Annotated in this window: 22 protein-coding genes and 1 pseudogene; 5 read left to right on the forward strand and 18 right to left on the reverse strand. The window is 70.2% G+C overall.

Going from position 1 to position 21,652, the window contains the following annotated elements:
- Both D7Y11_RS16550 and D7Y11_RS16555 read left to right on the forward strand, forming a co-directional pair.
- Positions 1–363 (forward strand): ferredoxin, encoded by a 363-nt coding sequence (locus tag D7Y11_RS16550; RefSeq protein ID WP_120577354.1) that lies wholly within the window; start codon positions 1–3, stop codon positions 361–363.
- Between the two features lie 17 nt (positions 364–380).
- A complete protein-coding gene (locus D7Y11_RS16555) occupies positions 381–1,448 on the forward strand; it encodes a S9 family peptidase (RefSeq protein WP_158624416.1) in 1,068 nt (355 codons plus the stop codon).
- Between the two features lie 8 nt (positions 1,449–1,456).
- On the opposite strand, the gene D7Y11_RS16560 is transcribed toward D7Y11_RS16555, so the two are convergent.
- A complete protein-coding gene (locus tag D7Y11_RS16560) occupies positions 1,457–4,063 on the reverse strand; it encodes an adenylate/guanylate cyclase domain-containing protein (protein WP_306770443.1) in 2,607 nt (868 codons plus the stop codon).
- 99 nt (positions 4,064–4,162) lie between these two features.
- On the opposite strand from D7Y11_RS16560, the gene D7Y11_RS16565 reads away from it, so the two are divergent.
- Positions 4,163–5,026 carry a hypothetical protein gene (locus tag D7Y11_RS16565; protein WP_120577356.1) on the forward strand — a complete coding sequence of 288 codons (864 nt, stop codon included), beginning with the start codon at positions 4,163–4,165 and terminating at the stop codon, positions 5,024–5,026.
- A 6-nt stretch (positions 5,027–5,032) separates the two neighbouring features.
- Here the strand turns inward: D7Y11_RS16565 and D7Y11_RS16570 are convergent, their stop codons facing one another.
- The 8 genes from D7Y11_RS16570 to D7Y11_RS16605 all read right to left on the reverse strand — a co-directional run bounded on the left by D7Y11_RS16570 (position 5,033) and on the right by D7Y11_RS16605 (position 9,371).
- The gene (locus D7Y11_RS16570) at positions 5,033–5,956 is read right to left on the reverse strand and encodes a hypothetical protein (RefSeq protein ID WP_169820856.1); all 924 of its coding nucleotides are present in this window, start codon (positions 5,954–5,956) and stop codon (positions 5,033–5,035) included.
- A gap of 225 nt (positions 5,957–6,181) precedes the next feature.
- The gene (locus tag D7Y11_RS16575) at positions 6,182–6,490 is read right to left on the reverse strand and encodes a YtxH domain-containing protein (protein ID WP_126934170.1); all 309 of its coding nucleotides are present in this window, start codon (positions 6,488–6,490) and stop codon (positions 6,182–6,184) included.
- Positions 6,491–6,543: 53 nt separating this feature from the next.
- Positions 6,544–6,924, reverse strand: coding sequence for a hypothetical protein (locus D7Y11_RS16580; RefSeq protein ID WP_120577358.1), 381 nt, complete (start codon positions 6,922–6,924; stop codon positions 6,544–6,546).
- A 26-nt stretch (positions 6,925–6,950) separates the two neighbouring features.
- Positions 6,951–7,145, reverse strand: a complete 195-nt coding sequence (locus D7Y11_RS16585) for a hypothetical protein (protein ID WP_120594639.1) — start codon at positions 7,143–7,145, stop codon at positions 6,951–6,953.
- Between the two features lie 72 nt (positions 7,146–7,217).
- A complete protein-coding gene (locus tag D7Y11_RS16590; RefSeq protein WP_120577360.1) occupies positions 7,218–7,427 on the reverse strand; it encodes a DUF3618 domain-containing protein in 210 nt (69 codons plus the stop codon).
- Positions 7,417–7,890, reverse strand: a complete 474-nt coding sequence (locus D7Y11_RS16595; RefSeq protein ID WP_120577361.1) for a phage holin family protein — start codon at positions 7,888–7,890, stop codon at positions 7,417–7,419. Before D7Y11_RS16595 ends, D7Y11_RS16590 begins: the two co-directional genes overlap by 11 nt.
- 169 nt (positions 7,891–8,059) lie before the next feature.
- Positions 8,060–8,824 (reverse strand): endonuclease/exonuclease/phosphatase family protein, encoded by a 765-nt coding sequence (locus D7Y11_RS16600; RefSeq protein ID WP_120577362.1) that lies wholly within the window; start codon positions 8,822–8,824, stop codon positions 8,060–8,062.
- A gap of 25 nt (positions 8,825–8,849) precedes the next feature.
- Positions 8,850–9,371, reverse strand: a complete 522-nt coding sequence (locus tag D7Y11_RS16605; RefSeq protein ID WP_126934171.1) for a hypothetical protein — start codon at positions 9,369–9,371, stop codon at positions 8,850–8,852.
- A 315-nt stretch (positions 9,372–9,686) separates the two neighbouring features.
- Here D7Y11_RS16605 and D7Y11_RS16610 point away from each other — a divergent pair, with 315 nt between their 5' ends.
- Positions 9,687–10,757 carry a M23 family metallopeptidase gene (locus D7Y11_RS16610; protein WP_126934172.1) on the forward strand — a complete coding sequence of 357 codons (1,071 nt, stop codon included), beginning with the start codon at positions 9,687–9,689 and terminating at the stop codon, positions 10,755–10,757.
- A 19-nt stretch (positions 10,758–10,776) separates the two neighbouring features.
- On the opposite strand, the gene D7Y11_RS16615 is transcribed toward D7Y11_RS16610, so the two are convergent.
- From D7Y11_RS16615 to D7Y11_RS16655, 9 genes are all read right to left on the reverse strand, one after another.
- A complete protein-coding gene (locus D7Y11_RS16615) occupies positions 10,777–11,538 on the reverse strand; it encodes a TetR/AcrR family transcriptional regulator (protein WP_126934177.1) in 762 nt (253 codons plus the stop codon).
- A 153-nt stretch (positions 11,539–11,691) separates the two neighbouring features.
- Complete coding sequence (locus D7Y11_RS16620; protein WP_014398120.1) at positions 11,692–12,042, reverse strand: helix-turn-helix domain-containing protein; 351 nt, start codon at positions 12,040–12,042, stop codon at positions 11,692–11,694.
- 67 nt (positions 12,043–12,109) lie between these two features.
- Entirely contained in the window at positions 12,110–14,809 is a 2,700-nt protein-coding gene (locus D7Y11_RS16625) for an LPS-assembly protein LptD (RefSeq protein WP_126934173.1), read from the reverse strand.
- Positions 14,810–14,860: 51 nt separating this feature from the next.
- On the reverse strand, positions 14,861–16,348 hold the full coding sequence (locus D7Y11_RS16630; RefSeq protein ID WP_169822070.1) for an AMIN domain-containing protein: 1,488 nt from the start codon (positions 16,346–16,348) through the stop codon (positions 14,861–14,863).
- A gap of 98 nt (positions 16,349–16,446) precedes the next feature.
- Positions 16,447–17,718: an alpha/beta fold hydrolase gene (locus D7Y11_RS16635; protein ID WP_126934174.1), complete on the reverse strand. Its 1,272-nt coding sequence runs from the start codon at positions 17,716–17,718 to the stop codon at positions 16,447–16,449.
- Positions 17,719–17,727: 9 nt separating this feature from the next.
- Positions 17,728–19,041 (reverse strand): folylpolyglutamate synthase/dihydrofolate synthase family protein, encoded by a 1,314-nt coding sequence (locus D7Y11_RS16640; protein WP_199753741.1) that lies wholly within the window; start codon positions 19,039–19,041, stop codon positions 17,728–17,730.
- 18 nt (positions 19,042–19,059) lie between these two features.
- Positions 19,060–19,911, reverse strand: a complete 852-nt coding sequence (accD, locus tag D7Y11_RS16645; protein ID WP_120580706.1) for an acetyl-CoA carboxylase, carboxyltransferase subunit beta — start codon at positions 19,909–19,911, stop codon at positions 19,060–19,062.
- Between the two features lie 68 nt (positions 19,912–19,979).
- Positions 19,980–20,735 (reverse strand): MBL fold metallo-hydrolase, encoded by a 756-nt coding sequence (locus D7Y11_RS16650; protein ID WP_120580707.1) that lies wholly within the window; start codon positions 20,733–20,735, stop codon positions 19,980–19,982.
- 1 nt (position 20,736) lies between these two features.
- Positions 20,737–21,387, reverse strand: a complete 651-nt coding sequence (locus D7Y11_RS16655) for a Crp/Fnr family transcriptional regulator (protein ID WP_120549954.1) — start codon at positions 21,385–21,387, stop codon at positions 20,737–20,739.
- A 152-nt stretch (positions 21,388–21,539) separates the two neighbouring features.
- Between D7Y11_RS16655 and D7Y11_RS16660 the strand changes: the two are divergent.
- Positions 21,540–21,652: pseudogene (locus tag D7Y11_RS16660) on the forward strand (phosphoribosylformylglycinamidine cyclo-ligase); the annotation flags it as partial.

A 21,652-nucleotide genomic window follows, 5' to 3' on the forward strand; every position in this document is an offset into this window, starting at 1 on the left:
GTGAAGCGCTACCGGATGTCGGTGTGCAAGGGCTCCAGCTGCCGCGCGGGCGGCTCGGACGCGGTGCACGTGGCGGCCCGCGAGGCGCTGGCGGAGAAGGGCCTGCAGTCGCGCTGCGAGCTGTACCGGGGCGGCTGCTACGGCTTCTGCCACATGGGGCCCAACGTGGTGGTGCGCGAGGACACGGGCCGCAAGCGAGACCCGCTGTCCCCGGAGGACTACCAGCTCATGGGGTGGCCCGGAGAGGTGTACTACTCCGGGATGACGGCGGAGAAGATGCGCCGCGTGGTGGCCGAGCACATCCAGGACGACGCACCGGTGCGCGAGCTGTTCGGCCAGCCGGACTCCGGCGACGACGACTGATGCTCAGGAGGTGGGCCGTGCTTCGCGCATCCCGTTCTCCCCTCCTCCTGCCGGGTCTCGTGGGCCTGCTGGTGCTGGGTGCGTGTTCGCGGCCCGCGGCCCCGGCGCCCCTGAAGGTGCTCGGCGCGCATGCGGATGCGGACAGCCCCCGCGTCGTGGGCGCGGCGCTCGTCCGGGACGGGGATTCGCGCGAGGAGCTGCTGCGGCGCCATCCCCGTGTGGAGCCCGACGCGGCACTGACGTCCACGCTGAAGGCAATCCTCGCGGACTCCGGGCAGCGTCTGCGATGGAGCGCGGCCCCCGCGGAGGACCTGGAGTGTGACAACGGCGACGTCCGCTTCCGGATCCAGGTGCGGGTACCGCCCGCGTGCCGGGAGCGCGCGTGTCCCGTGCTCGCCTTCTACACAACGGGCTGTCCCCGGCCGGACTACCACTGGCGCCCGGAGTTCTTCCTCCGCGCGGGCTTCATCTTCGCGGAGCCCGCGGTGCGGGGCACCAAATGCTCCGAGGACTGGGCCCGCGCGGACAACGGGCCGCTGCGCGTGGCGGCCGCCACGGACCTGGAGTCCGCCAGCCGCTGCCTGCGCCAGCGCTTCACCCGTGATGGCGTGGCCCCCAGGTTGGGCATCCTCGGGTGGAGCTACGGAGGCAACCAGACGCTGGTGGGCATGACGCGCTTCGCGGGCAGCTACGATGCGGGCTTCGCCTTCGCGGCCAAGACGGACCTGGCCTCATTCCTCTCCCAGACGACGCCAGAGCTGCGCGGTGCCAGGGCCTCCGAATACGGCGATCCGGAGCGGGACGCGGAGCGGCTTCGCGTCATCTCCCCCGTGACCTGGGTGGACCGCGTGGAGGCCCCCATCACCCTGATGCTGGGCGCGAGGGACCCCAAGGTGTCGCTGTCGGACGCGGACGTCTTCGTGCGCAAGCTCCGGGCAAGGGGCCAGGACGCGACCCTGATGATCATCCCCGAGCACGCGCACCTCACGGAACGCCCGGAGGAGATCGCCTTCGAGCACGCCCACCTCCTCCAGTTCTTCACCACGCGCTTCGGCGTGCCCCTGAGGGTGGACACGCAGCCCTGACGGTCTGCCTAGCGCGCGTCCGTGCTGCGCCGGCCCCAGCGGATGACGCCGTCCCAGTCCTCGGGCGGCGGGGCCTGGATGAGGCGCTGGCAGCGCTGGACGTAGACGCGGGCCACCGGGTCGCCATGCTCCACGGTGCAGCGGCGGAACAGCTCCTGGGCCATGATGAAGTCGCGCCCGTAGTAGGCGGTGAGGGCCTTCTCGTAGAGGGCGATGCCGGCCTGCTTCTCGGGAGAGAATTCGCCCCGGCGGCCCAGGAGTTCGTGCACGCGCACGGGCTGGGGACGGTCTCTCAGGAGCACGCGGTCCACCTCTCGGAAGACGTAGGCGTCGCTGGCGAGCTGCGCGGTGGCATGCCCCACCAGCACCTGGGTGCCGTACTCCTTGTTGGCCGCCTCCAGCCGGCCGGCCATGCTCACCGCTTCGCCCATCACGGTGTAGTGGGACTTGAGCTCGCTGCCCATGTCGCCCACCAGCAGGTCGCCCGTGTCGATGCCGGCGCGCACCGACAGCCGGTGGCCGAACTGCTTCTCCCAGAGGGGCTGCTTCTGCGCGAGCGCCGCATGGAGCTTCAGCGCCGCCTCGCAGGCCAGGTGCGCGTGGCGGTCCGTGCGCACGGGCGCTCCCCAGAAGGCCATCACCGAGTCGCCGATGTACTTGTCCACCTGCCCCGCCGTGGCGCGCACCACGGCGGTCATCTCCGTGAGGAAGGTGTTGAGCAGCGGCACCAGCTGCTCCGGCGGCATCGCTTCCGACAGGCGCGTGAAGCCCTCGATGTCGCAGAGGTACACGGTCATCTGCCGGCGCTCCGGCTTCATCAGGCTCACGTCGCGCGCCACCAGCCGCGCCACGTCCGGGCTGACGTAGCGGCCCAGCGCGCTGTGCACGAACTCGCGCACGTCCTGTTCGGTGCGGAAGGCGTAGAGGGTCGTCACCAGGAACGCGAGCCCGCCGGACCACAGCGGCCCCGCGACGGCGATCCACACCTGGTCATGGACGAAGACGTAGCCCGCCGCGCCCACGTAGCCCGCCCCGGCCGCCACCGCCACGCAGACGAAGAGGAAGGCGCCGCCCACGGAGCGCAGGAGCCAGCTGCACGACAGCGCCAGGAACGCGCCGATGAACGCGAGCCCCATGGTGGCGAGCATGTCCACCTTCGGCGGCGCGCGGGTGATGCCGTCCGACGCGAGGATGTTGGCGAGCGCTTGGCCCAGCACGGCGCCGTTGGCGATGCCCGGCCCGATGGGCGTCACCCGGCGCTCGGGCGCGTAGCTGCTGGTGTTGGTGAGGATGACGGCGCGGCCATCCAGGTCGTGGTCGAAGCGGACGGGCCGCGCCTCCTGCGAGTCGAAGAGGTTGAGCAGCACGTTCCACGCGCGGATGGAGCGGGCGAGCGGGCCACGCGCGCCGCGGGTGGCGGCCGGGGCCTCCCAGCGAAGCAGGCTGTAGCCGGCCGCGTCCATGGGCACGGAGTACTTGTCCCCGATGTAGAGGCGCCCCTCCGCGTACCGCAGCTTCTGCGTGCCCGCGAGCCGCATGGCGGCGGCCAGGGGCAGCGAGGGCAGGACGTAGCGCTCACCCCCGCGCGGGCTGTACGCGACGAGGTGGGGCACACCGCGCACCACGCCGTCGGAGTCCGAGGGCAGCGTGGTGGCGCCGTAGCCGCTGGCCTGGCTGAGCAGCGGCGTCACCGGGTGCTGGAGCTGGCGCACCTCCAGGAGCTTCTCCGGATCCAGCCCCTGCACCTGCACGGAGGCCAGGGCGAGGAACAGGTCCGACGGGGCCACGCGGAAGGCGTCGTCCGCGGCGCGGCGCTCCTGGATGGACGCGGCGGCGGTGCCCAGCTGCTCGCCCAGGCTGCGGCCCTCGCCCTCGTCCGCGACGCCGGCCCAGACCTCCAGGGACTTGCCGGCGGGGATGAGGAACGCGGGGCGCTGGAGGGCGAGGACGGACTGGGCGCGGGTGCGGGCCTCGGTGACGCTGGGGTAGCTGCCCAGGCGGACGCGGTAGGGCCACAGGCGGCCGGTGGGAGGCAGCGTGCGGGTGCCCTCGGCGCCCCAGCGGAAGGCGAGCACGGAGTGGCCGGGGTCCTGGTCCAGGAGGGCACGGAGCGCGTCGTCGTCCTGGGACAGGGCGCCCCGGCCCGAGCGCGTGGGGGTGACGCAGGCGCGGGGGCTGAGCTCCGGGTAGGCGAAGTCCAGCATCACCACGGAGGCGCCCTCTTCCACCAGCCGGTGCACCATGCCGCCCATGACCTGGCGAGGCCACGGGTACGCGGCGATGTCCGCGCGGGGACCCTGCTGGGCTTCGGCGAGGGTGTCGTCGTCGATGGAGACGAGCACGACGCGGTCGGAGCGCTCGGACACCTCTCCCAGCTGGCGGATGCGCCAGTCGTAGAAGACGCGCTCGCCGCCGTCTATCCAGCGCGAGAGCCCGTCGATGAAGCCGGAGGGCGACAGCCAGGGCGCGGGCGTGTCCTCCGGCCGGACGGGGCCCGTGTCGCGCTGGGAGACGAGCAGGCCCAGCAGGCAGCCGAACAGGGCCGCCATGGCGAGCGAGAAGCCGAGCCGGTGGAGGAAGCGGCGGCCAGAGGAGTGGATGCGGAGGCGTTGCACGAGCGGCGCACAGGATACTCCGCCTGAGCCCCGCGCCCATGGGCAACACGCGCGGTATGGTTGGCCGCCGTCACCCGTGCCCCGTTCAAGAGAGTGCCCATGAAACGCCTGTTGCTGTCCGCCCTGGCCACCGTGTCCCTGCTGTCGCCGCTCGCCTGTGACCTGGAGAAGACGACCAACCAGCTCAAGGCGGACCACGTCATCGTGGGCACCCTGCTCTCGACGCCGCAGGTGGACGTGTCCGCGTCCGCCATGGCGGGCTACGACGCGGGGACCTTCGGGCCGGACGGAGGGGACGTGGTGAGCTTCCCCGGGCAGACGGCGGCGTTCGTGTTCTTCGGGACGAAGTCTGGGGAGAACTCGCAGCCTCAGGGCCTGAGCGGGGCCACCGTGACGCTGAACGCCGGGAGCTCGGCGGGCGTGCCGCTCAATGGCCAGGGCGGCGGCAGCTATGGCGTGACGAGCGACTCCACGGACGACCTGAAGTACGCGTCCGGAGCCACCTATTCGTTCTTCGCGGAGCAGGGCGGGACGAAGTACGAGGCGCGGGTGGAGGACGCGCCCACGAAGGAGGCCATCCCGGCGTTCCACCCGGCGGAGGGCTTCGTGCGCATCAACGCCAACACGGCGTTCGCGTTCGACCGGCCGGCGCCTCCGCCGAACCAGGACCGGACGCTGGGCTTCGTAACGGTGGTGCCGCTGGGTTCAAACGGAGAGAAGGGCCAGTCCACCTATTCGAACGTGCCCACGTCGCCGGTGGAGTTCCTCCAGCTGGCGGCGACCCCGGCGCTGTTCCGCGAGGCGCGCGTGACCATTCCCGCCACCGCGTTCCCGAACCCGAAGCAGACCTACCTGGTCATCTTCCAGGCCGTGCGCATGGGCGGCCCTGAGTCCGACAACCTCTTCCTGGGCAGCGTCGTCCTGGCGGGCACCGCGGAAGTGGGCATCGTGCGGACGAACTGAGCGCGTCTATCCGGCCTCGATGTCCAGGCCGATGCGCTCCTCCAGCTTGAGGCGCAGCAGGTGGCCCGCGAAGCGCTCCGACTCTTCGCGGGTGAGGATGCTGCGGAAGTCCGGGCCGTCCGCGATCTCCACCTCCATCACGGCGCCGCGCTGGAGGAGCCGGAAGAAGTCCTCCCCTCCCCCGGGCCTGGGCACGCGCAGGGGGATGAAGCCCTTGAGCGGCACGACGTCCGTGCTCGCGTCGATGACGCGCAGCAGGCCCGGCGCGTCCGGGCGCACGACGTCGGAGACGACGGACTCCTCCGCGTAGAGCGGCGCGGGCGGAAGCGACAGGTCCTCGGTGGAGTCGTCGAAGAGGAAGCCGTAGCGGGATGGCACCCGCTGCGTGAGCAGATAGCAGAGCAGGACGGCCTCATCCGGCTGCACGCGCGCGACGTGGAGGATGGAGCGCTCCGCGCCCACGCGGCGCAGGAGCAGCGTGAGGTGCGGCTGGCTGCGCTGGAGGTAGCGCTGGACGCGGTCCAGCAGCGTGGTGCGGACCTCCGTGAACGCGGCCTGGTAGCGGGCTTCGCTCTCCGCTTCGCGCTGGGAGACGGCGTCGCGCGCCTTGGTGAGTTTGGCTTCCGCGTCGCGGAGGAAGTCACTGGCGGAGCCCTGGGGCTGGAGGCCCGGAGTCGTCGAACCCGAGTCCATGCCCGCGGCACGCACCGCGCCCAGCAGGAATGAACCTTGTTGCGTGAGCCGGGCCTGCTCCTCGCGGAACTGGATGACGGAGGCCGCGTGCTCGCGCTTCAGCTCCGCCCAGGCGTCGTAGGTGGACTCCAGCGTTTCCAGCGCACGCAACTGACCCAGCGCACCATCGGGTCCGGAGGCCCACGGCGTGTCCGTGTTTCGCGCGGGGAGCGCCGAGGACTCGTCCACGGCGGGCATGTCCACGGGCGTGTCATGTCTCGGTGGCGGTGTCGCCCCGGGCGGTTTCGTACCGGATGTCCGTCGATTCTTCGCCGCGCTCACCGGGTCTGCTCCTGATGCGAAGGCTCGCCCATCGCCTCGCATCCTAGGCCATTCGCCCTCCCCCTCCGCCGGAAACACGAAGGCCCCTCCCCGCCATGAGCGGGAAGAGGCCCGTGTGCGACTCCAAGGCACGCCCTGGAATCAGGTCGTCCGCTGACCCGGCGGCACCGTGGAGCCGGCGCCCTGCTGGGTCTCCGAGCCACGCGCGGTGTTGATGGCCGTGGCCAGCTTGTCCTGGCCGCCCTGGATGCGCTGGCGCAGGTCACCGCGCAGCTGCTGGCCCGGCTTGTCCGCGAGCAGCAGGCCCACGCCCACGCCCACGAGCACGCCCGCCGCGAAGATGCCCAGCGCCGGCAGCGCCGTCTCCGCCGTCGTGCGGCGCGTCTCCAGGCCGATGAGGTCCAGCACGTCGTCCCTGTCCAGCTTCTTCAAGTCCTTCAGGCTCAGCATGTCCGACTCCGGGGAAATGACTTCGGGGAAAGACGCGGGTTGCTTCGGAAATCCTAGACGCTGCCCGAGGGCGGCGTTCCACGGCCCGTCTGGTAGCCCTGGAAGGCGGACTCCGCCATGCCCATCAGCTCATCCTTCACGAAGGGCAGCGCGGCCAGCCGCACGCCCAGCTTGAGGATGCGCCCGGTCAGCGGCGTGAAGAGGCCACCGCCCAGCACGTAGCCCACGCCCACGGCGATGGCCAACGTGCCATAGGGGTTGCGCTCCACGCGCCCCTTCAGGTCCAGGGTCTGCCCCAGGTCCGCCACCGCGCTGCGCGCGTTGTCGATGAACTGCTGCGCGTCCGAGCCCAGCTGATCCACGCGCTGGCCGAAGCCCGCGTCGTCGCCGTGTCCCGCCGTTCCGTTGCCCGTCGTGCCCGAGTAGTTCGTCATGTCCGTGCTCGCTTTCAGGCAACCGGTTAGCGGGACGCGATGCGGCCCACGATGAAGCCCACCGCGATGGCGCCCAGGAGGCACGTGCCCGGGTTGGCCTTGATGAACCCGACGACCTGGTTGTTCAGGTCCACCAGGTTCTGCCGCGCCTCGTCCATGTCCGGCAGCTGATCCTGAATCTGCCGCGCCCGGTCTGCCATCTGCTGCGGATTGATTTCCATGGAAGCCCTCTGCTGTGCGTTCGTTTTCCGATTGCGTCTAGAAGCTTCTGCATCCAGGCCCGCTCGCGCCGTTCAGCGCCGCGAGCCCACCAGGTAACCAACGAGGAAGGCGGTCCCCACGCAGGTGTAGGGATGCTTGCGCACCCACTGGCGCCAGTCGGTGACTTCCGCCACCTCCACCCGGAGCGCGCTCACCGACGTGGCCAGGTCGGCCCGGGTGCGCTCGATTTCCTCGCGAAGCGCCGCGCTCGTGCGCGGCAGGTGTCCGTTGCTAGCGCCCATCCCGCGGCTCCTTGAAAGCCATTCCCGTTGCGTCCTTCAGCGTGTTCACCCCGGGCGCCGCTGCCACTCGCGGCTGCGCATTGGTGAGCGCCGCCATGCTGCGCGACAGCTCGCTCACGCTGTCATCCATCATCTGGCGTGACTTCATCCGCTTCACCGCGCGCAGGATGCCCAGGCCGCCGCCCACCAGGTTCACCGCGCCCACCAGGGCCAGCGCACCCGCCCACCCCGTCCACGGAGCGAGCACGGCCGCCAGCGCCCCGCAGACGAAGGCGTACCCCACGAGCAGGAAGGGCACGAACACGGCGATGCTCGCCACGTCCAGGCCCATGGCCTTCGCGTCCTCCGCCAGCTCCACGCGCGCCAACTGGAGGTGCTGCGTCACCAACCGACTGAAGCCGTCCGCCATGCGCCCGACGAGCGCGGCGACGCCGCGATCCGTCTGTTCACTGCCCACGTGCATGCGCTCTCCGGCCGACGCTCACGTCCCTGTGCGCGTGGGCGCCAACCTAGGCACCCCACCTCCCCGCGACAACCACGGCGCGAGGAATTTGTCCGGCGTTCGCCAGCGTCGGCCACTCAACGCGAGAAACCACCGGACTCCGGTGCGAGCCTACCCCAAGCCCATACTCCTAGCCGATCAGCTGCACCGGCGGTGCGACGGGCGGCTGCACCGCGATGGGCGCCTCGAAGCGCATCACCAGCGGCAGGTGGTCCGACGCCACGCGGCTCAGCGGCGAGCGGTGCGGCGTCACCGACACGGGCCGCACCCCCGAGTCCACGTAGATGCGGTCCAACCGGAACAGGGGCAGCCGCGTGGGGTACGTGCGCGCGGCGGCGCCCAGCTCGAACGCGGCGTCGTGGATGGCCTCGCGCACGAGCGACGACACCGGCCCGTTGCCCCAGGAGTTGAAGTCCCCGCACACCACCATGGGGTCCTTGCGGGCCGCGTCGCGGAGCAGGTCGGCGGACAGCAGGAGCGCTTCCTGCCGCCGCCGCTCGCTCACGGACAGGCCCAGGTGGAGGCAGAAGACGTGCAGCTGCTGCCCTCCTCCCAGGTCCAGATCGCACCTCAACGCGCCCCGGGGCTCGCGGCGCGGCACGCTCAAGTCATAGTTCTTCGACTTGAGCACCGGCAGCCGGCTGAGGATGGCGTTGCCGTACCTTCGGCCGTTGCGGACCACGTTGGGTCCGAAGGCCATGTGCATCCCGAGCATCGCGGCCAGGTGCTCGGGCTGGTCCTCCCGGGACGTCTTGCCCCGGAAGTCCCCCACCTCCTGCAGGGCGATGATGTCCGCGTTCACCTCGCGGAGCACCAGGCCCACGCGCTCCAGGTCGAAAGCTCCGTCCACGCCGATGCCGGAGTGGATGTTGTAGGAGACCAGGGTCAGCTCCACGCGTCGTTCACCCTCCCCTTCTTGCTCAGGCCGGAATGATGCGGCGGGCCGCCAGGCGCACCGCATCCAGGGGCAGCAACGCCAGCCGCCGCATCGCCGACGCCACGTCACCCACTCCAGACTGGATGGCCTTGAGCTGCCGGCGCGCCTCGTCGATGAGGTCCGGCAGCCGGCGCTGCTGCAGCGGCCGCTCCTGCGTGGGCGGCAGGGCGCCGATGGGCGCCGTCGTCCCGATGATGGGCGACGCGGCCGCCGCCTTGCGCTGCTTCTTCTTCGACGCCCCGCTCACGCGCGACACCGGCCCGTGGGAGAACTTGGCGTCCGCCTCCGGACGGGCCAGCTCCTCCAACTGGAGTTCCATCTTGCGCGCGTTGAGGATCTCCTCCGTCTGCGCGTGGCTCTTGCCGTAGTGGATGCCCTCGTGTTCGTCCACCGACACCCGCGACGACTGGGCCAGGTGCTCCTTGTCGCGCTGACGAAGGCCGCGCTTCTGCGGCGGGAGCGTCTTGGGAACCTGGAAGTGGTCGAAGCTGTAGGAGCGAGGCATGCGCGCTCTCCCTTTCGAAATTGATGTGCTGCGTTGATGTCGGAAAGCTAGGGAGCCCCTCGCCGTCCGTAACGCCTTGACACGGGGAGAACTGGCACGGCTGCCTGCCGCACGTCCGGCCAGGAACACCCTTTCGCCTCCGAGGGCACCCAAGTACCGGCAATGGCACATCTCTGGAGCCTGCCGTCAGGACGTGCGGCCAGGCGTCCACCGGGAGTCAGCCAGCCGAGCCCTTCCGGGCAGAGAAGCAGCCAGCCAACACGCCCGACGCCGGTCCGGGAAGGTTCCGCGCGTGCGTGGTGTAAAGAACGGCCCATGCCCGCCCGGACCCCTTCCGCCGCCCGCTTCTTCGTCCTCTCCCTGCTCGCCTCCGGGTCTCCGGCGCTCGCCGCGGCCACGCCCACCGCCCCCAACGCGGTGGTGACGGGCAGCGTGCCGGGCTCCTCGGCCACGCCCACCGCGTCGGGCCTCCGCGCCCCGGGCGCGCCCACGACGGGCGCCGTGCTCCAGGGCGAGCTGGCACCGATGAAGGTGGCGCCCCTGGACGGGCCGCGCCTGTCGCTCCAGCCCTCCAACCCCAAGCCGGGCGACCCGGTGCTGGTGATGGTGAGCGGCGCGTCCTCGCTGCCCACGGGCTCCATCGCGGGCCGGCCCCTGCGCTTCTTCGCGTGGAACAACGGCTACGCGGCCCTCTCCAGCCTGCCGGTGGAGCAGACGGAAGGCACCGTGGCGGTGGACGTCACGGCCCCCGGGCGCGGCCTGCCGGTGCTGCTGTCCGGCGTGCTCAAGGTTGGCGCGCCGGGTTTCCGCGAGCGCGAGCTGCGCGTGGCCAACAAGTACGTGAAGCCGCCCAAGGCGGTGAAGGCGCGCATGGAGGCGGACCGCAAGGCGTTCGCCGCGGCGTTCGCGCAGCCCTTCCACACGCCGCTGTTCGGCCAGAACTTCGCCTGGCCGCGCGAGGCCACGGTGACGGCGCCCTTCGGCGACCGCCGCTCGTTCAACGGCAAGCTGCAGACGCAGCACTTCGGCGTGGACCTGGACGGCGCCACGGGCTCGCCGGTGGTCGCCGCCAACGACGGCACGGTGGTGATGACGCGTGAGAACTACGCGTCCGGCAACACCGTGCTCGTGCACCACGGCGCGGGGCTCTACACGGCGTACTTCCACCTGTCGCGCATCGACGTGAAGGACGGCGCGCAGGTGAAGCAGGGAGACCCGCTGGGCCTGGTGGGCAGCACCGGCCGCGTCACCGGTCCACACCTCCACTGGGGCGTGAAGGCCGATGACCGCTGGGTGGATGGCCAGACGCTGCTCAAGCTGGACTTCACCGGCGCCCCGGAAGCGCCGGGCGTGGCCACCAACGCACCCGGATTGAGCAACCCGTAGCGCGCCGCGCGGCCTCTTCTCAGCCGCGCTTGGGCGTCCGGGATTTGGGCGCGGCCTTCTCCCGCTTCGGCGGGGCCGCGTCCTGGGGCTCCTCACCCCGCGGAAGCTCGTGCTTCGCGGGCTCGTGCTTCGCGGGCTCCGACTTGGAGGACGCGCTGCTCAGCAGCACGCCGTGGAGGAACGAGTCGGCGATCTGCGCCTTCGCGCGCTCGAGCATCGCCGTGTCGCGCGCGTCCGCCAGCCCCACGACGAAGGCCGTGAGCCCCATTTCAATGGAGCCGAAGAGCAGCGCGGACGCGAGCAGCGGATCCACGTCCGGGCGCAGCTCCCCTGATTCCTTCGCGCGGGTGAACATCTGCGCGCTCAGGCGGATGACGTCCACGAAGGCAGTCTGCCGGTTGATGCGGGCTCCGGCCGGTGAACGGGCAATCTCCAGGATGAGCACCTTCACCGCGCGGGGGTCCACGCGGTAGGCATCGAAGGCCACGTCCGCGATGCGGCGGACCTTCTCCACCAGCGGCCCCTCGCTCTCCGCGACGGCGCGCGCACGCGCAATGAAGCCGCTCCAGCCCGTCTCGAAGACGGTCTCCAGCAGCTCATCCTTGTTCTTGAAGTAGTGGTAGACGAGCCCGTACGCGACGCCCGCCTCCTTGGCGACGTCCGCGATACGGCAGCCGTGGTAGCCCTTGCGGGCGAACACGTCGATGGCGGCCCGCAGGATGGTGCGGCGACGCTCGCTCTCCCGCGTCCCGTTCTCCGGCGCCGTCTTCTGCTGGCCCACGCGTCCTCCCATGACTGGTTGATTCAAGAATCAGCCAGCCACGCTATGGACGCGGGGCCCCGGGGTCAATCCTTACGTGGGGCCCTCCGCCTCGCCGGGGGGGAGGCGGGCGGAAGGGAGACGCACGGGGAAGAGCCCTCCCCGGGAGGGGATTCAGGCCGCCGAGCCGTTGAACATCACGCGGGCCACGCCGAGCAGGCGGTCCACGTCGCGCGCGTTGAGGCCGCGTGCACGGGCGAAATCCGAAAGGGGACGCAGCAGGTCCTCCGTCTGGGCAGGCGTCTGCTCGGTGCCCGTGAAGAGCTCACCGAGACTGACGCTGAGGGCATTGGAAAGGGCCGCCAGGGTTTCCACGTGGGGCACGCGCTCGCCGCGTTCGATCATCGACAGGAAGGACACACTGATCTGCGCTCGCTCCGCGAGCTCTTCCTGCGTCCATCGCTCCGGGCGCTGCGTGCGAAGCTCGCGAATGCGCTGGCCAATTCTTTTTCCGAGATCCGACACGAAGTACTTCTCCTCTAGGGGGGATGTTTCCGAGGTGTGTGCAACGCTCGCGTACGGCGGGTGATTCCTAACCTCCCGACCCGAAGGATCCGAATCCGGCCACACTCAGATTCACGCCGGCGAATTCCGGCGTCTGGTTGCGCCGCAGGATCACAACCCCTTCGATACGCCAGCAGTCACAGGCGGGTCCATACGACACGCCAAAGGTCTGCTGCGCAAGGGGCTGACTTTCCTGGGTAATCAGATCCTTATAAAGCGGCTGCACAAGTGCTTCGTATCGCAACCCGAGCCCGAATCCGAGCTTGATTCGCGTACCAACAGTGAGGGCCTGTGCCCGTTCGGTCGGAGAGGGGTCGACTTGATCGTTGTGGGACGGCAGGGGACGAGGTGCGTCTCCCACCAGCATGTCCACGCCCCGGCGCACGAAATCGGGGCCTTGTGCCAAAGGATCCAACCCACGATCAATTGACAATTGTTTCACGGCCAGCAGGTCGTCGTACCGCGCGTACAGGGCGTTGCCCTTGCCGTTGTCGATGGTGAAGTCAGCGGACAGCTGGGTGATGTCGAGCGTCGTCGGGTCCATGCGCACGAGCCCGCCCGCGGTGAGCACGCCGGCGCTGGCGGACAGCCGCGCGAAGGTGTCGCGCACCACGCTGCCCTGCACGGTGTCCCGGCCCGCGACGGGCGCGATGCGCGACAGGTCGAACCCCTGGCCGATGCGCAGGCGCAGCGGCTCCCGCGTGGTGGGCCCCTTGCGAACGCGCAACGACTGATCCACGGCGACCACGGCGTGGAGGAAGCCGCGCACGCTGCCGTTGGGCTGGAGTGGCACCGCGGAGTCCCACTCGTCGTAGATGCGCGGCACGGTGCCGGTGCCGCTGCCGTTGAGGGCGGTGAGCCCGTGGCCCCAGCCGCCGGGCACGTAGCGCAGGTTCACCGACGGGGACATCGTGTGACGGTAGAGCGTGTCCCGGTCCGCGAAGGTGCGCGCCAGCTGCGAGTCCAGCATCAGGTCCGCCAGCGCGTAGCCGCGCGCGGCGGTGCGACCGGAGACCTCGCCCACGGACACGTCCTGGCGCAGCGCCACGGAAGGCGTCAGCCGGCCCCAGTTGCCCAGCCCGTAGGACGTGGACAGGCGCGGGGCCAACGACACGCGGTCGCGGCCCTCGCGCTCGGTGGGGTCCAGGCGGCCGTTGCCCTCCAGTTCATCGACCACCGGCGCGGCCTCGAGAGGCGTGCCCTCGGGGCGCCAGATGCCGTTGAGCGAGAAGAGCCCGTCGGAGCCGTCGTCCGCGAAACCGCCGCTGCGCAGGGGCGCCAGCCGGCTGTACTCCACCTGCATTCCGCCCATCACCCGTCCGCCGAAGAGGGGCCGCTGGGGCAGAGCCAGGGTGATGCCCGGCAGGCGCTGGAACGTCGTGGGGCCGTGGGGGTTGAAGGCGTCGCCACTCAGCGAAGCCACCGCGGGGACGGGGTTCGGCTGGAAGAAGCGGTAGGCGTAGCGCAGGTCCTGGCGCAGCGACACGTCCAGCCCCAGGTAGCGTTCGTCGCGGCGCTGGTACACGACGGCGGTGCTGCGCAGGTAGTTGGTGTTCTGCACCAGCAGGTCGGCGGTGAGGTCGCGCGTGTAGAAGCCGTCCGACACGAAGTACGCGTCCACGCGGTCGTGCCAGCCGTCGCCCAGGTCCTGCGTGTGCTGCCAGGACGCCTCGCCGCGCAGGCCCCGCTTCTCGTCGATGATCTGCGATGTGTAGAAGGGCTTCTTCGAGTTGGTCCGGTCCACGACGCGGAGGAAGTCGGAGGTCGTGGGATCCAACCGGGGCCGCAAGTCATAGAGGAAGCCCAGCGTGGCCCGGCCTCGCGTGCGGTCGCTGGGGACGTAGCGGAACTCGGTCAGCAGCCGGGGGCCCTTCACGCCAGTGGGGCGGAGCTCGCGGATGGGCGTCGAGTTGCCGTCCTCGTCCACCTCGACGAACCGGGGGTTCGAGATGTCCCCGCCGCCCGTGTAGATGCCCGGCGTGAACGTCAGGTCGTAGCTCTCCCCCAGCGTGACGAAGACGGGGACGTCCAGCCCGAAGCCGTTGAGGCCTGAGTTGGACGGACGGGGGATGAGCAGGCCGGAGCGGCGCTCGGCCAGGGGCAGGTACAGCCACGGCAGCGCGAACACCGGCACCGAGCGCACGTACACCACGGGCCAGGTGAGGATGGCGCGCTCGCCCATCTTCACGTTGGCCTCCTTCGCCTCCACGCGCCAGCCAGGCTCTCCCGGACCGCACTGGCACGGGGTGAAGGCCAGGCCGTCCACGGAGAAGGCCGTCTCTCCGGTGCGGCGGATGCGCGTGCCGCTCATCAGGACGGGCGTCTCCCCCAGCTTGCGCAATTCGTCCGGCGTCTTGGCGGCCTGGAGCGCTTCGGGGGTGACGCCCTTCTTCTGCATGAAGAGGCCGCCCTTCACGTTGGCCTCGTTGGAGCGCAGGTCCACGCGCACGTCGTCCGCGATGGCGGCCATCAGGCCGCTGACGAACATCACGTTGCCGGTGGCGGTGGCCACCTGCGTGGCCTCGCTGTACGTCACTTCATCCGCGCGCAGCACGTTGGGGCCGCTGCGCAGCTCGCAGTGGCCCCGGGCGGTGAGGACGTCGTTCTCGAAGACGACGTAGTCGGCCGCGAGCTCCACCACCTCGCCGGTGGGCAGCTCCACCTGCGTGGCCAGCGGAATCTGGGCCGACACCCAGAGCGTCAGGACGACCGGGGCAAGGAAGGTCATGCGGGAGGCGTGGGCGGTGGGCGCCGTGCCGGCAACGGCGCCCGCCCCGTCCTACCGGCCCGGGCGCGGGAAGTCGAGGGTGATGAGGCCGCCTTCCTGGCGTGTCTCATAGCGAACCCCCTGCTTCAGCTGGATGACGACGCGCACCGTCTGGCCCGCGCCGGAGAACGCCTCCACCCGCGACACGGCCGACGGGAAGAAGTGCGTGTCCAGGGGCAGCGTGTTGTTGGACTCCACCACGCGCGTGTTCTCCAGCTCCAGGACCACCTGATTGCCGGAGGTGCCCACCGTGTAGCGCACCGGCTCGTTGGTGCGCACGAAGACGCGCGAGCTGTCCGACTGCTGCTGGAAGCCAATCTGCGTCATCGTCTTGCGGCGCGACGACACCGCGCCCCCGCCGCTCTCGCGCGACTCGGCCGCGGCGCTGCCCTGGCTGGGGCGGGCGCGCGACTCACGGGCCGCCACGGCCTGCTCGCGGCGCTCACGGGCCTCCGCCGCACGCTGGCGCTTCTGGTCGGCGGCGGCCTCGCGGGCCGACTGCTGCTCCTCGCGGCGGGCCTGCGCGGCGGCCTGGCGCTCCTCATCCTTCAGGCGCTTCGCCTCGGAGGCGGTCTGCGCGGCGGCGCGCTTCTGCTCCGCGGCCGTCTTCGCGGCGGCCTGGCGCTCCTCGGCGGCGGCCTGCGCGGCGGCGCGCTTCTCTTCGGCGGCGGTCTTCGCGTCCGCTTCCTGCTGGCGCTTCTGGTCGGCGGCGGCCTGCGCGGTGGCGCGGCGTTCATCCTCGGCGCGCTTCGCGGCGGCCTGGGCCTCCTCCTCCTGGCGCTTCTTCTCCGCGGCGGCGGCCTGCTCCGACGCGCGGCGCTCCTCGTCCTGGCGCTTCGCGGCGGCCTGGGCCTCCTCCTGGCGCTTCTTCTCCGCGTCCGCATCCGCCTTGGCGCGGGCGGTGGCCTCGGCGGCGGCCTTCTCCTGGGCCTCGCGCTCCGCCCGGGCGGCGTCGGCGGCGGCCTTCACGGCCTTCTCCTGCGCCTCCCGGTCCGACGCGGCGGCGCGGGCCGCGTCCTGCGCGTTGGAGCCGGCCTGGGTGTTGGCCGCGGTGGCCCCCTGCGCGGGGGTGCCCTGCCCTTCCGAGGGGGTTACCTGAGCGACGACCGCGCCGCCCCCGCTGCCCAGGACCTTCACCACCAGCTTGTTGCCGGAGGTCTGGATGTCCGTCTCCACCTCGCGCTCATAGCCGATGAGGATGCGCGCGATGGACGAGGACTCCGTGCCATAGGCCTGCGTGCGGATGCCCGTCACGGTGCCATTGCCGACCGGCAGCTCCTCGGGCACGTCCTTGAAGACGGCGCCGGACACGTCGATGACGAGCCGCGGAGGGTCCGTCATGGTGAAGCTGTTGAAGTCCGGCTTCTTGCTGCCGGAGATCTCCACCGTCCCGCCGCTGACGTTGACGGAGGTGATGGTGTTGTAATCCGCCGGCTGCTGCGCCAGCGCCACCAGCGGCACGAGCCACAATCCCAGCAGAGACACCGCCAAGCCCCTCATCGACCACTCCCGTGACATGCGTCAGAAGACAGACGCGCGCGAAATTATCACGCACCCGGGAGGCACCAACTTTTCAGTCTGGCCGGAACGTCCGCGCTTCAACGCAAGCGCGGCAGGGCCGGCGAGCGCGTGCGGTGCGTGCGGGTGTACTCGATGAGGTTCTTGATGTCGTAGCAGATCTGCCGGATGTCGTGCCCCATGGTGAGCTCGACGTGGCTGTTGCCCTTCACCGGCCGCCACAGCAGGTACTCGCTCTTCGCGGCGCGGTAGACGCTGCGGGTGGATTCCACGGATGCCAGCGGATCCAGGTCCCCGAAGATGATGGCCATGGGGATTTCAATCTTCCCGAAGCCGCGCTTGAAGTCGTAATCCGTGCGGTAGCAGACCATCTCGCCCCGGCGGATCCACCGGGCGAACTGTTCAATCACCTTGCGGGGCTCGCGCTCGCCGCCCTCGCGCAGCAGCCACCGGATGTCGTCCCGGCTGACGCGCTCCGTGTTGATGAGCCGGTTCAGCTTGCGCGTGAAGCGCTGATACAGCGCGGACTCGTCCGCTTGCGACAGCTGGCGCTCCACCCACTTGAGCACCACGTCCACCGGCACCGCGTTGAACACGAGCGGCTTGGACGCGTCCGGCTCCAGGCGCTTCTGGAGCGCGGGGCTGAAGGCGCCCGCCCCCTTCGCCAGCAGCGAGCGGCCCAGCGAGGACGCGCGCCGGTTGAGGTTCAGCCCGCCCAGCGTCATGTCCACCGCACCCGCGAGCAGCGGCGAGCCGTGCGCCAGCATGCGCAGCAGCATGAAGCCGCGCCCCAGGTCCGCGGGCGACCCGATGGTGATGAGCCCCTCGAAGTCGTCGTGGATGCCGGCGTAGCCGTAGCCCAGCATGCCGCCCATGGAGTGGCCGCAGTAGAAGACGCGCTCGCGGCGGGTGATGCGTTTGACGCCGGACACGGCCGCCGGCAGGTCGTAGAGGAAGTAGCTGTCCAGGTCCCAGCCGTAGTCCAGGTCCTGCGGCAGCGGGCGCTTGAAGCGCTCGGCGCGCTCCTTCTGGAAGGCGATGGAGCTCTTGCCGTGCCCGCGCAGTTCCAGGATGTGGATGTCCACGCCGAAGAAGAGCAGGTTCTTGACGAACTGGCCGCTCGTCCACGTGTGCCGGTTCTGGGAGAAGCCGTGCACCAGCAGCAGCGGCTCCCCGAACAGCGGCTGCGCGAACGCCTGTTTCACCGGCCGGTAGCGCGTGATGACGAGCGACCAGCCGTCCGCCGTCTCCACCACGTAGTTGGTCTTGGAGTACAGCGCCCGGAAGTCGACCTCATCGACGGTGGGCATCGGAGGTCCCGGAAGCGCTGATCTCCAGTCCGGCAGGCGCATGTCGCAAAGTTACTGCTGATACCGCATCGCGCCAAGGCTTCGGTCAACCCATCGCTTCACGGCGCCTACCAGGAACAGTGAGCCTGTAGCGAGGACCACGCCGTCCGGACGACCCACTGCATCAGCCCTCGCTCCGGCAAGGGCCTCCTCCAGGGAGGAGTGCGCGGCGACCCGTGAACACAAAATCCGTGCTTCAGCGATGTATCGCTCCGGGGCAAGCGAGCGCGGCGTGTCCAGCGGCGTGAGGTGAACAGAGGCCGCCAGCGGAAACAGGGCTCGCATCATCGGCCCCCGGTCCTTGTCCGCCACCACCCCGAAGACGAGGTGCAACGGCCGCCCGGCATAGAGCGAGTCCAGGGCCTCCAGTAGCACCGCCACGCCCGCCGGGTTGTGGGCGCCGTCCACCACCACCGTCGGATCCTGGGACACCTCCTCCAGCCGCCCCGGCCAGCGCGCCGTGGCCAGCCCCTCGCGCGCGGCCTCCGGCGTCACCGCTACGCCCCGGGCATGGAGGGCCTCCAGACAGGCCAGGGCCACCGCCGCGTTCTGGTGCTGATACGGACCGCGCAGCGAAATCGTGAGGCCGTCGAGCGACCAGGCGGGTCCCCGGTAGAAAAGCGTCCCATCGGACCCAAGGTCGATGCCGAAGTCGCGGCGCTCCACCTGGACGGGCACGGCGAGCTGCTCCGCGCGGCGCAGGAGCGCGTCCAGGGCCTCCGGCTCCTGCCGGGACAGGACCACCGGCACGCCGAACTTGAAGATGCCGGCCTTCTCCCCGGCGATCTCCCGGAGCGAGTGCCCCAGGTACTCCATGTGGTCGAAGGACACGGGGGTGACGCACGTGACGACAGGGTTCGCGGCGGTGGTGGCGTCCAGCCGGCCGCCCAGGCCCGTCTCCAGCACGGCCACGTCCACGCGCTCGCGGGAGAAGTGCCAGAGCGCGACCACGGTGCCGAACTCGAAGTACGTCATCGGATCCGACAGCGCGGAGGGGTAGCGCTCCAGGACCTCCAGGATGCGCTGCCCGAAGATCGCGTCCGGGATGTCTTCACCGGAGACGCGGATCCGTTCGTTGACGCGCACCAGGTGCGGAGACGTGTAGAGCCCCACGCGGTGGCCGGCGGCCTCCAGCGCGCGCGCCACGAAGGCGCAGGTGCTGCCCTTGCCGTTGGTGCCGGCGACGTGCAGCGCCGGGTAGTCCCGCTCCGGGTGATCCAGCGCGGCGAGCGCGTCCCTCACCCGCTCCAGCCCCAGCTTGATGCCGGAGGGGTTGAGCGCCTGGAAGAAGCGCAGGGCCGCTTCGGGGGTGCGGGGCGCGTCCATGGGTGGAAGCTCGCTGCACTACCCCAGCATGCCGAGGATCTGCCCCAGCTTCCCGCGCAGGTCCTTGCGGTGGACGATGGCGTCGATCATCCCGTGGTCCAGCAGGAACTCCGAGCGCTGGAAGCCCTCCGGCAGCTTCTGGCGGATGGTCTGCTCGATGACGCGCGGGCCGGCGAAGCCGATGAGGGCCTTGGGCTCCGCGAGGATGATGTCGCCCAGCCAGGAGAAGGACGCGGCCACGCCGCCCGTGGTGGGGTTGAGCATCACGGAGACGTACGGCTTGCCGCTGGTGCGGAAGCGGGCAATGGCCGCGGACGTCTTCGCCATCTGCATCAGGGAGAAGATGCCCTCCTGCATGCGCGCGCCGCCAGAGGCGGAGAACACCACCGCGGGGCACTTGAGCTCGAAGGCGCGCTCGAACACGCGCGTGACCTTCTCACCCACCACGGAGCCCATGGAGCCGCCCATGAACTCGAAGACGAAGGAGCCGATGGAGACGGGGTGTCCCTCGATGCGGCCCACGCCGGAGATGAACGCATCGTTCTCCTCCAGGTTCTTGCGCGTGGACTTGAGCCGGTCCTTGTACTTCTTGGAGTCGGTGAAGCCGAGCGGGTCCTGGGGCTCCAGCTCCTTGTCGAACTCCTCGAAGGAGTCCGGATCCAACGTGGCCGCCAGCCGCGCGCGAGCCGTCCAGGCGTGGTGGTGCTCGCAGTGCATGCACACCATCCAGTTCTTCTCGAGCTCCTGGCGGTAGATGATCTCGTCGCACTGCTCGCACTTGGCCCAGAGTCCCTGCATGCGGGAGGGCTGGGGCTCGGCGGCTTTCTCTGAGTCGACGGCGATGCGGGGCTTCTTGGAGAACCAGGCCATGAGGCCCGGGGGTTAATCCGCCCGCCTCGGGCCGTCAATACCCGCGTACGCCGCGCCGCGGCACGTCCCTAGAACTGGAACGTCTCGCCCAGCTCCAGGACGTTCACGGGCAGCGGGGCCAGCTCCTTCTTGAGCTGGGTCACGAAGGCGGGCTTCAGGTGGTAGAGCATCACCTGGGCGCCGTTGCGGTCGAACTTGCGCAGCTCCGAGCCCACGGTGGCGGGCGTCAGGTGGCCGGAGATGTCCGCCAGGGCCTGGAGGCTGTTGGGGAAGCTGGCTTCCAGCAGCAGCGCCTTCAGGTTCTTCGTGGCGTTGAGCGCCTTCCACAGCTTGTCCGTGGGGCCGGTGTCGCCGCTCATGGCCAGCGACGTCTTGCCGTCGCTGATGATGAAGGCGCACGACTCCACGGGGTGGCTCACCGGCACGCTCTTCACGGTGTAGGGGCCCACCTGGAAGGTGCTGCCGGCGCGGAAGGTCTTGATGGCCAGGACGGGCTTGTTGCGCGTGGGGATGCGCGTGAAGTCCGGCCACAGCGAGTTGTTGAACATGTTCTCGCGCAGCGCTTTCGCGCACTCGCGGGAGGCATGAATGGTGACGGGCTTGTCCCTGCGGCCGATGACCAGGTCGGCGAGCAGCGGCAGGTCCTTCACGTGGTCGAAGTGGCTGTGGCCGACGAGCACGTCGTCCACCTTGCAGAGCTGATCCAACGAGAGCGTGCCGGTGAGTGCGCCCGCGTCGAGCGCGAGCACGTCGTCCACGAGGAAGCAGGTGCTCCTGCACGTGGGAAGCTCGCCGCCGTGGCACCCGAGGACTTGCAGCTTCACGCTAGAGGTCTCCGAACTTCCACTTCATCTCGAGGTAGTTGAGGAAGTCATGCAGCCGGGCCGTGTCGTACACGGTGATCCTGTCGCCGCTCCGCTCGATGAGGCCCGCGCGCTCCAGGCGCTCCAGCATGCTGCGCACGGCGGGCTCGCCCACGCCAATCTGCCGGGGCATCTCCCGGACGGCGAAGTCCACCTCCACGCCCTCCTCCAGCGGCCGGCCGCGCGTCTGGCAGGCCTGGAGGATTTGATGGACGACGCGGCTGGCGGGGTCGCCGTGGAGCAGGTTTTCAATCTGGGCGTCCGCCTCGGAGAGGCGCTCGGCCAGCTTCTTGATCATCCGCACGGCGATCTCCGCGTTGCCGCGGATCATCGCCTCGAAGGTCTTGGGATCGATGACGAGCAGCTTCGCGTCGTCATGCACCACGGCGGAGGCGTTCCGGGGCTTGTTGGAGATGATGGCCATCTCCCCGAAGAATTCGCCCGGCCCCAGGACCGCGAGCACCTTCTCCACGTCGCGTACGCGCTTGGAGATGGCGATCTTCCCGGACTGGATGACGAACATCTCCTTGCCGATCTCTCCCTCGCGGAAGAGCTCGGTGCCCTTGGGGAACTCCTTGCCAAAACGTTGAAAGAGGGTTTCCTCGGCGCCCATCTGGCCCGCGAGTCAATCAGCCCCCACCCCACCGGTCAAATATCCCAGACCGATATCGTGCGGGCGCCCCAGGGCAGCGAGCCGCCGCAAACCCGACACGTCCCATCCGAGGCCCGAGACAGGGGCCCCCGGGAGGGGTACAAGGCCGGCCCGTGGGAACGACCTACAAGCAGTCCGGAGTAGACATCGAGGCCGGCGACGCGTTCGTCGAGAAGATCAAGCCCCATGCCGCGCGCACCACGCGCCCTGAAGTCCTGGGCGGGGT

This window comes from Corallococcus sp. AB018 (genome assembly GCF_003986945.1).
Classification (GTDB): Bacteria; Myxococcota; Myxococcia; order Myxococcales; family Myxococcaceae; genus Corallococcus; species Corallococcus exiguus.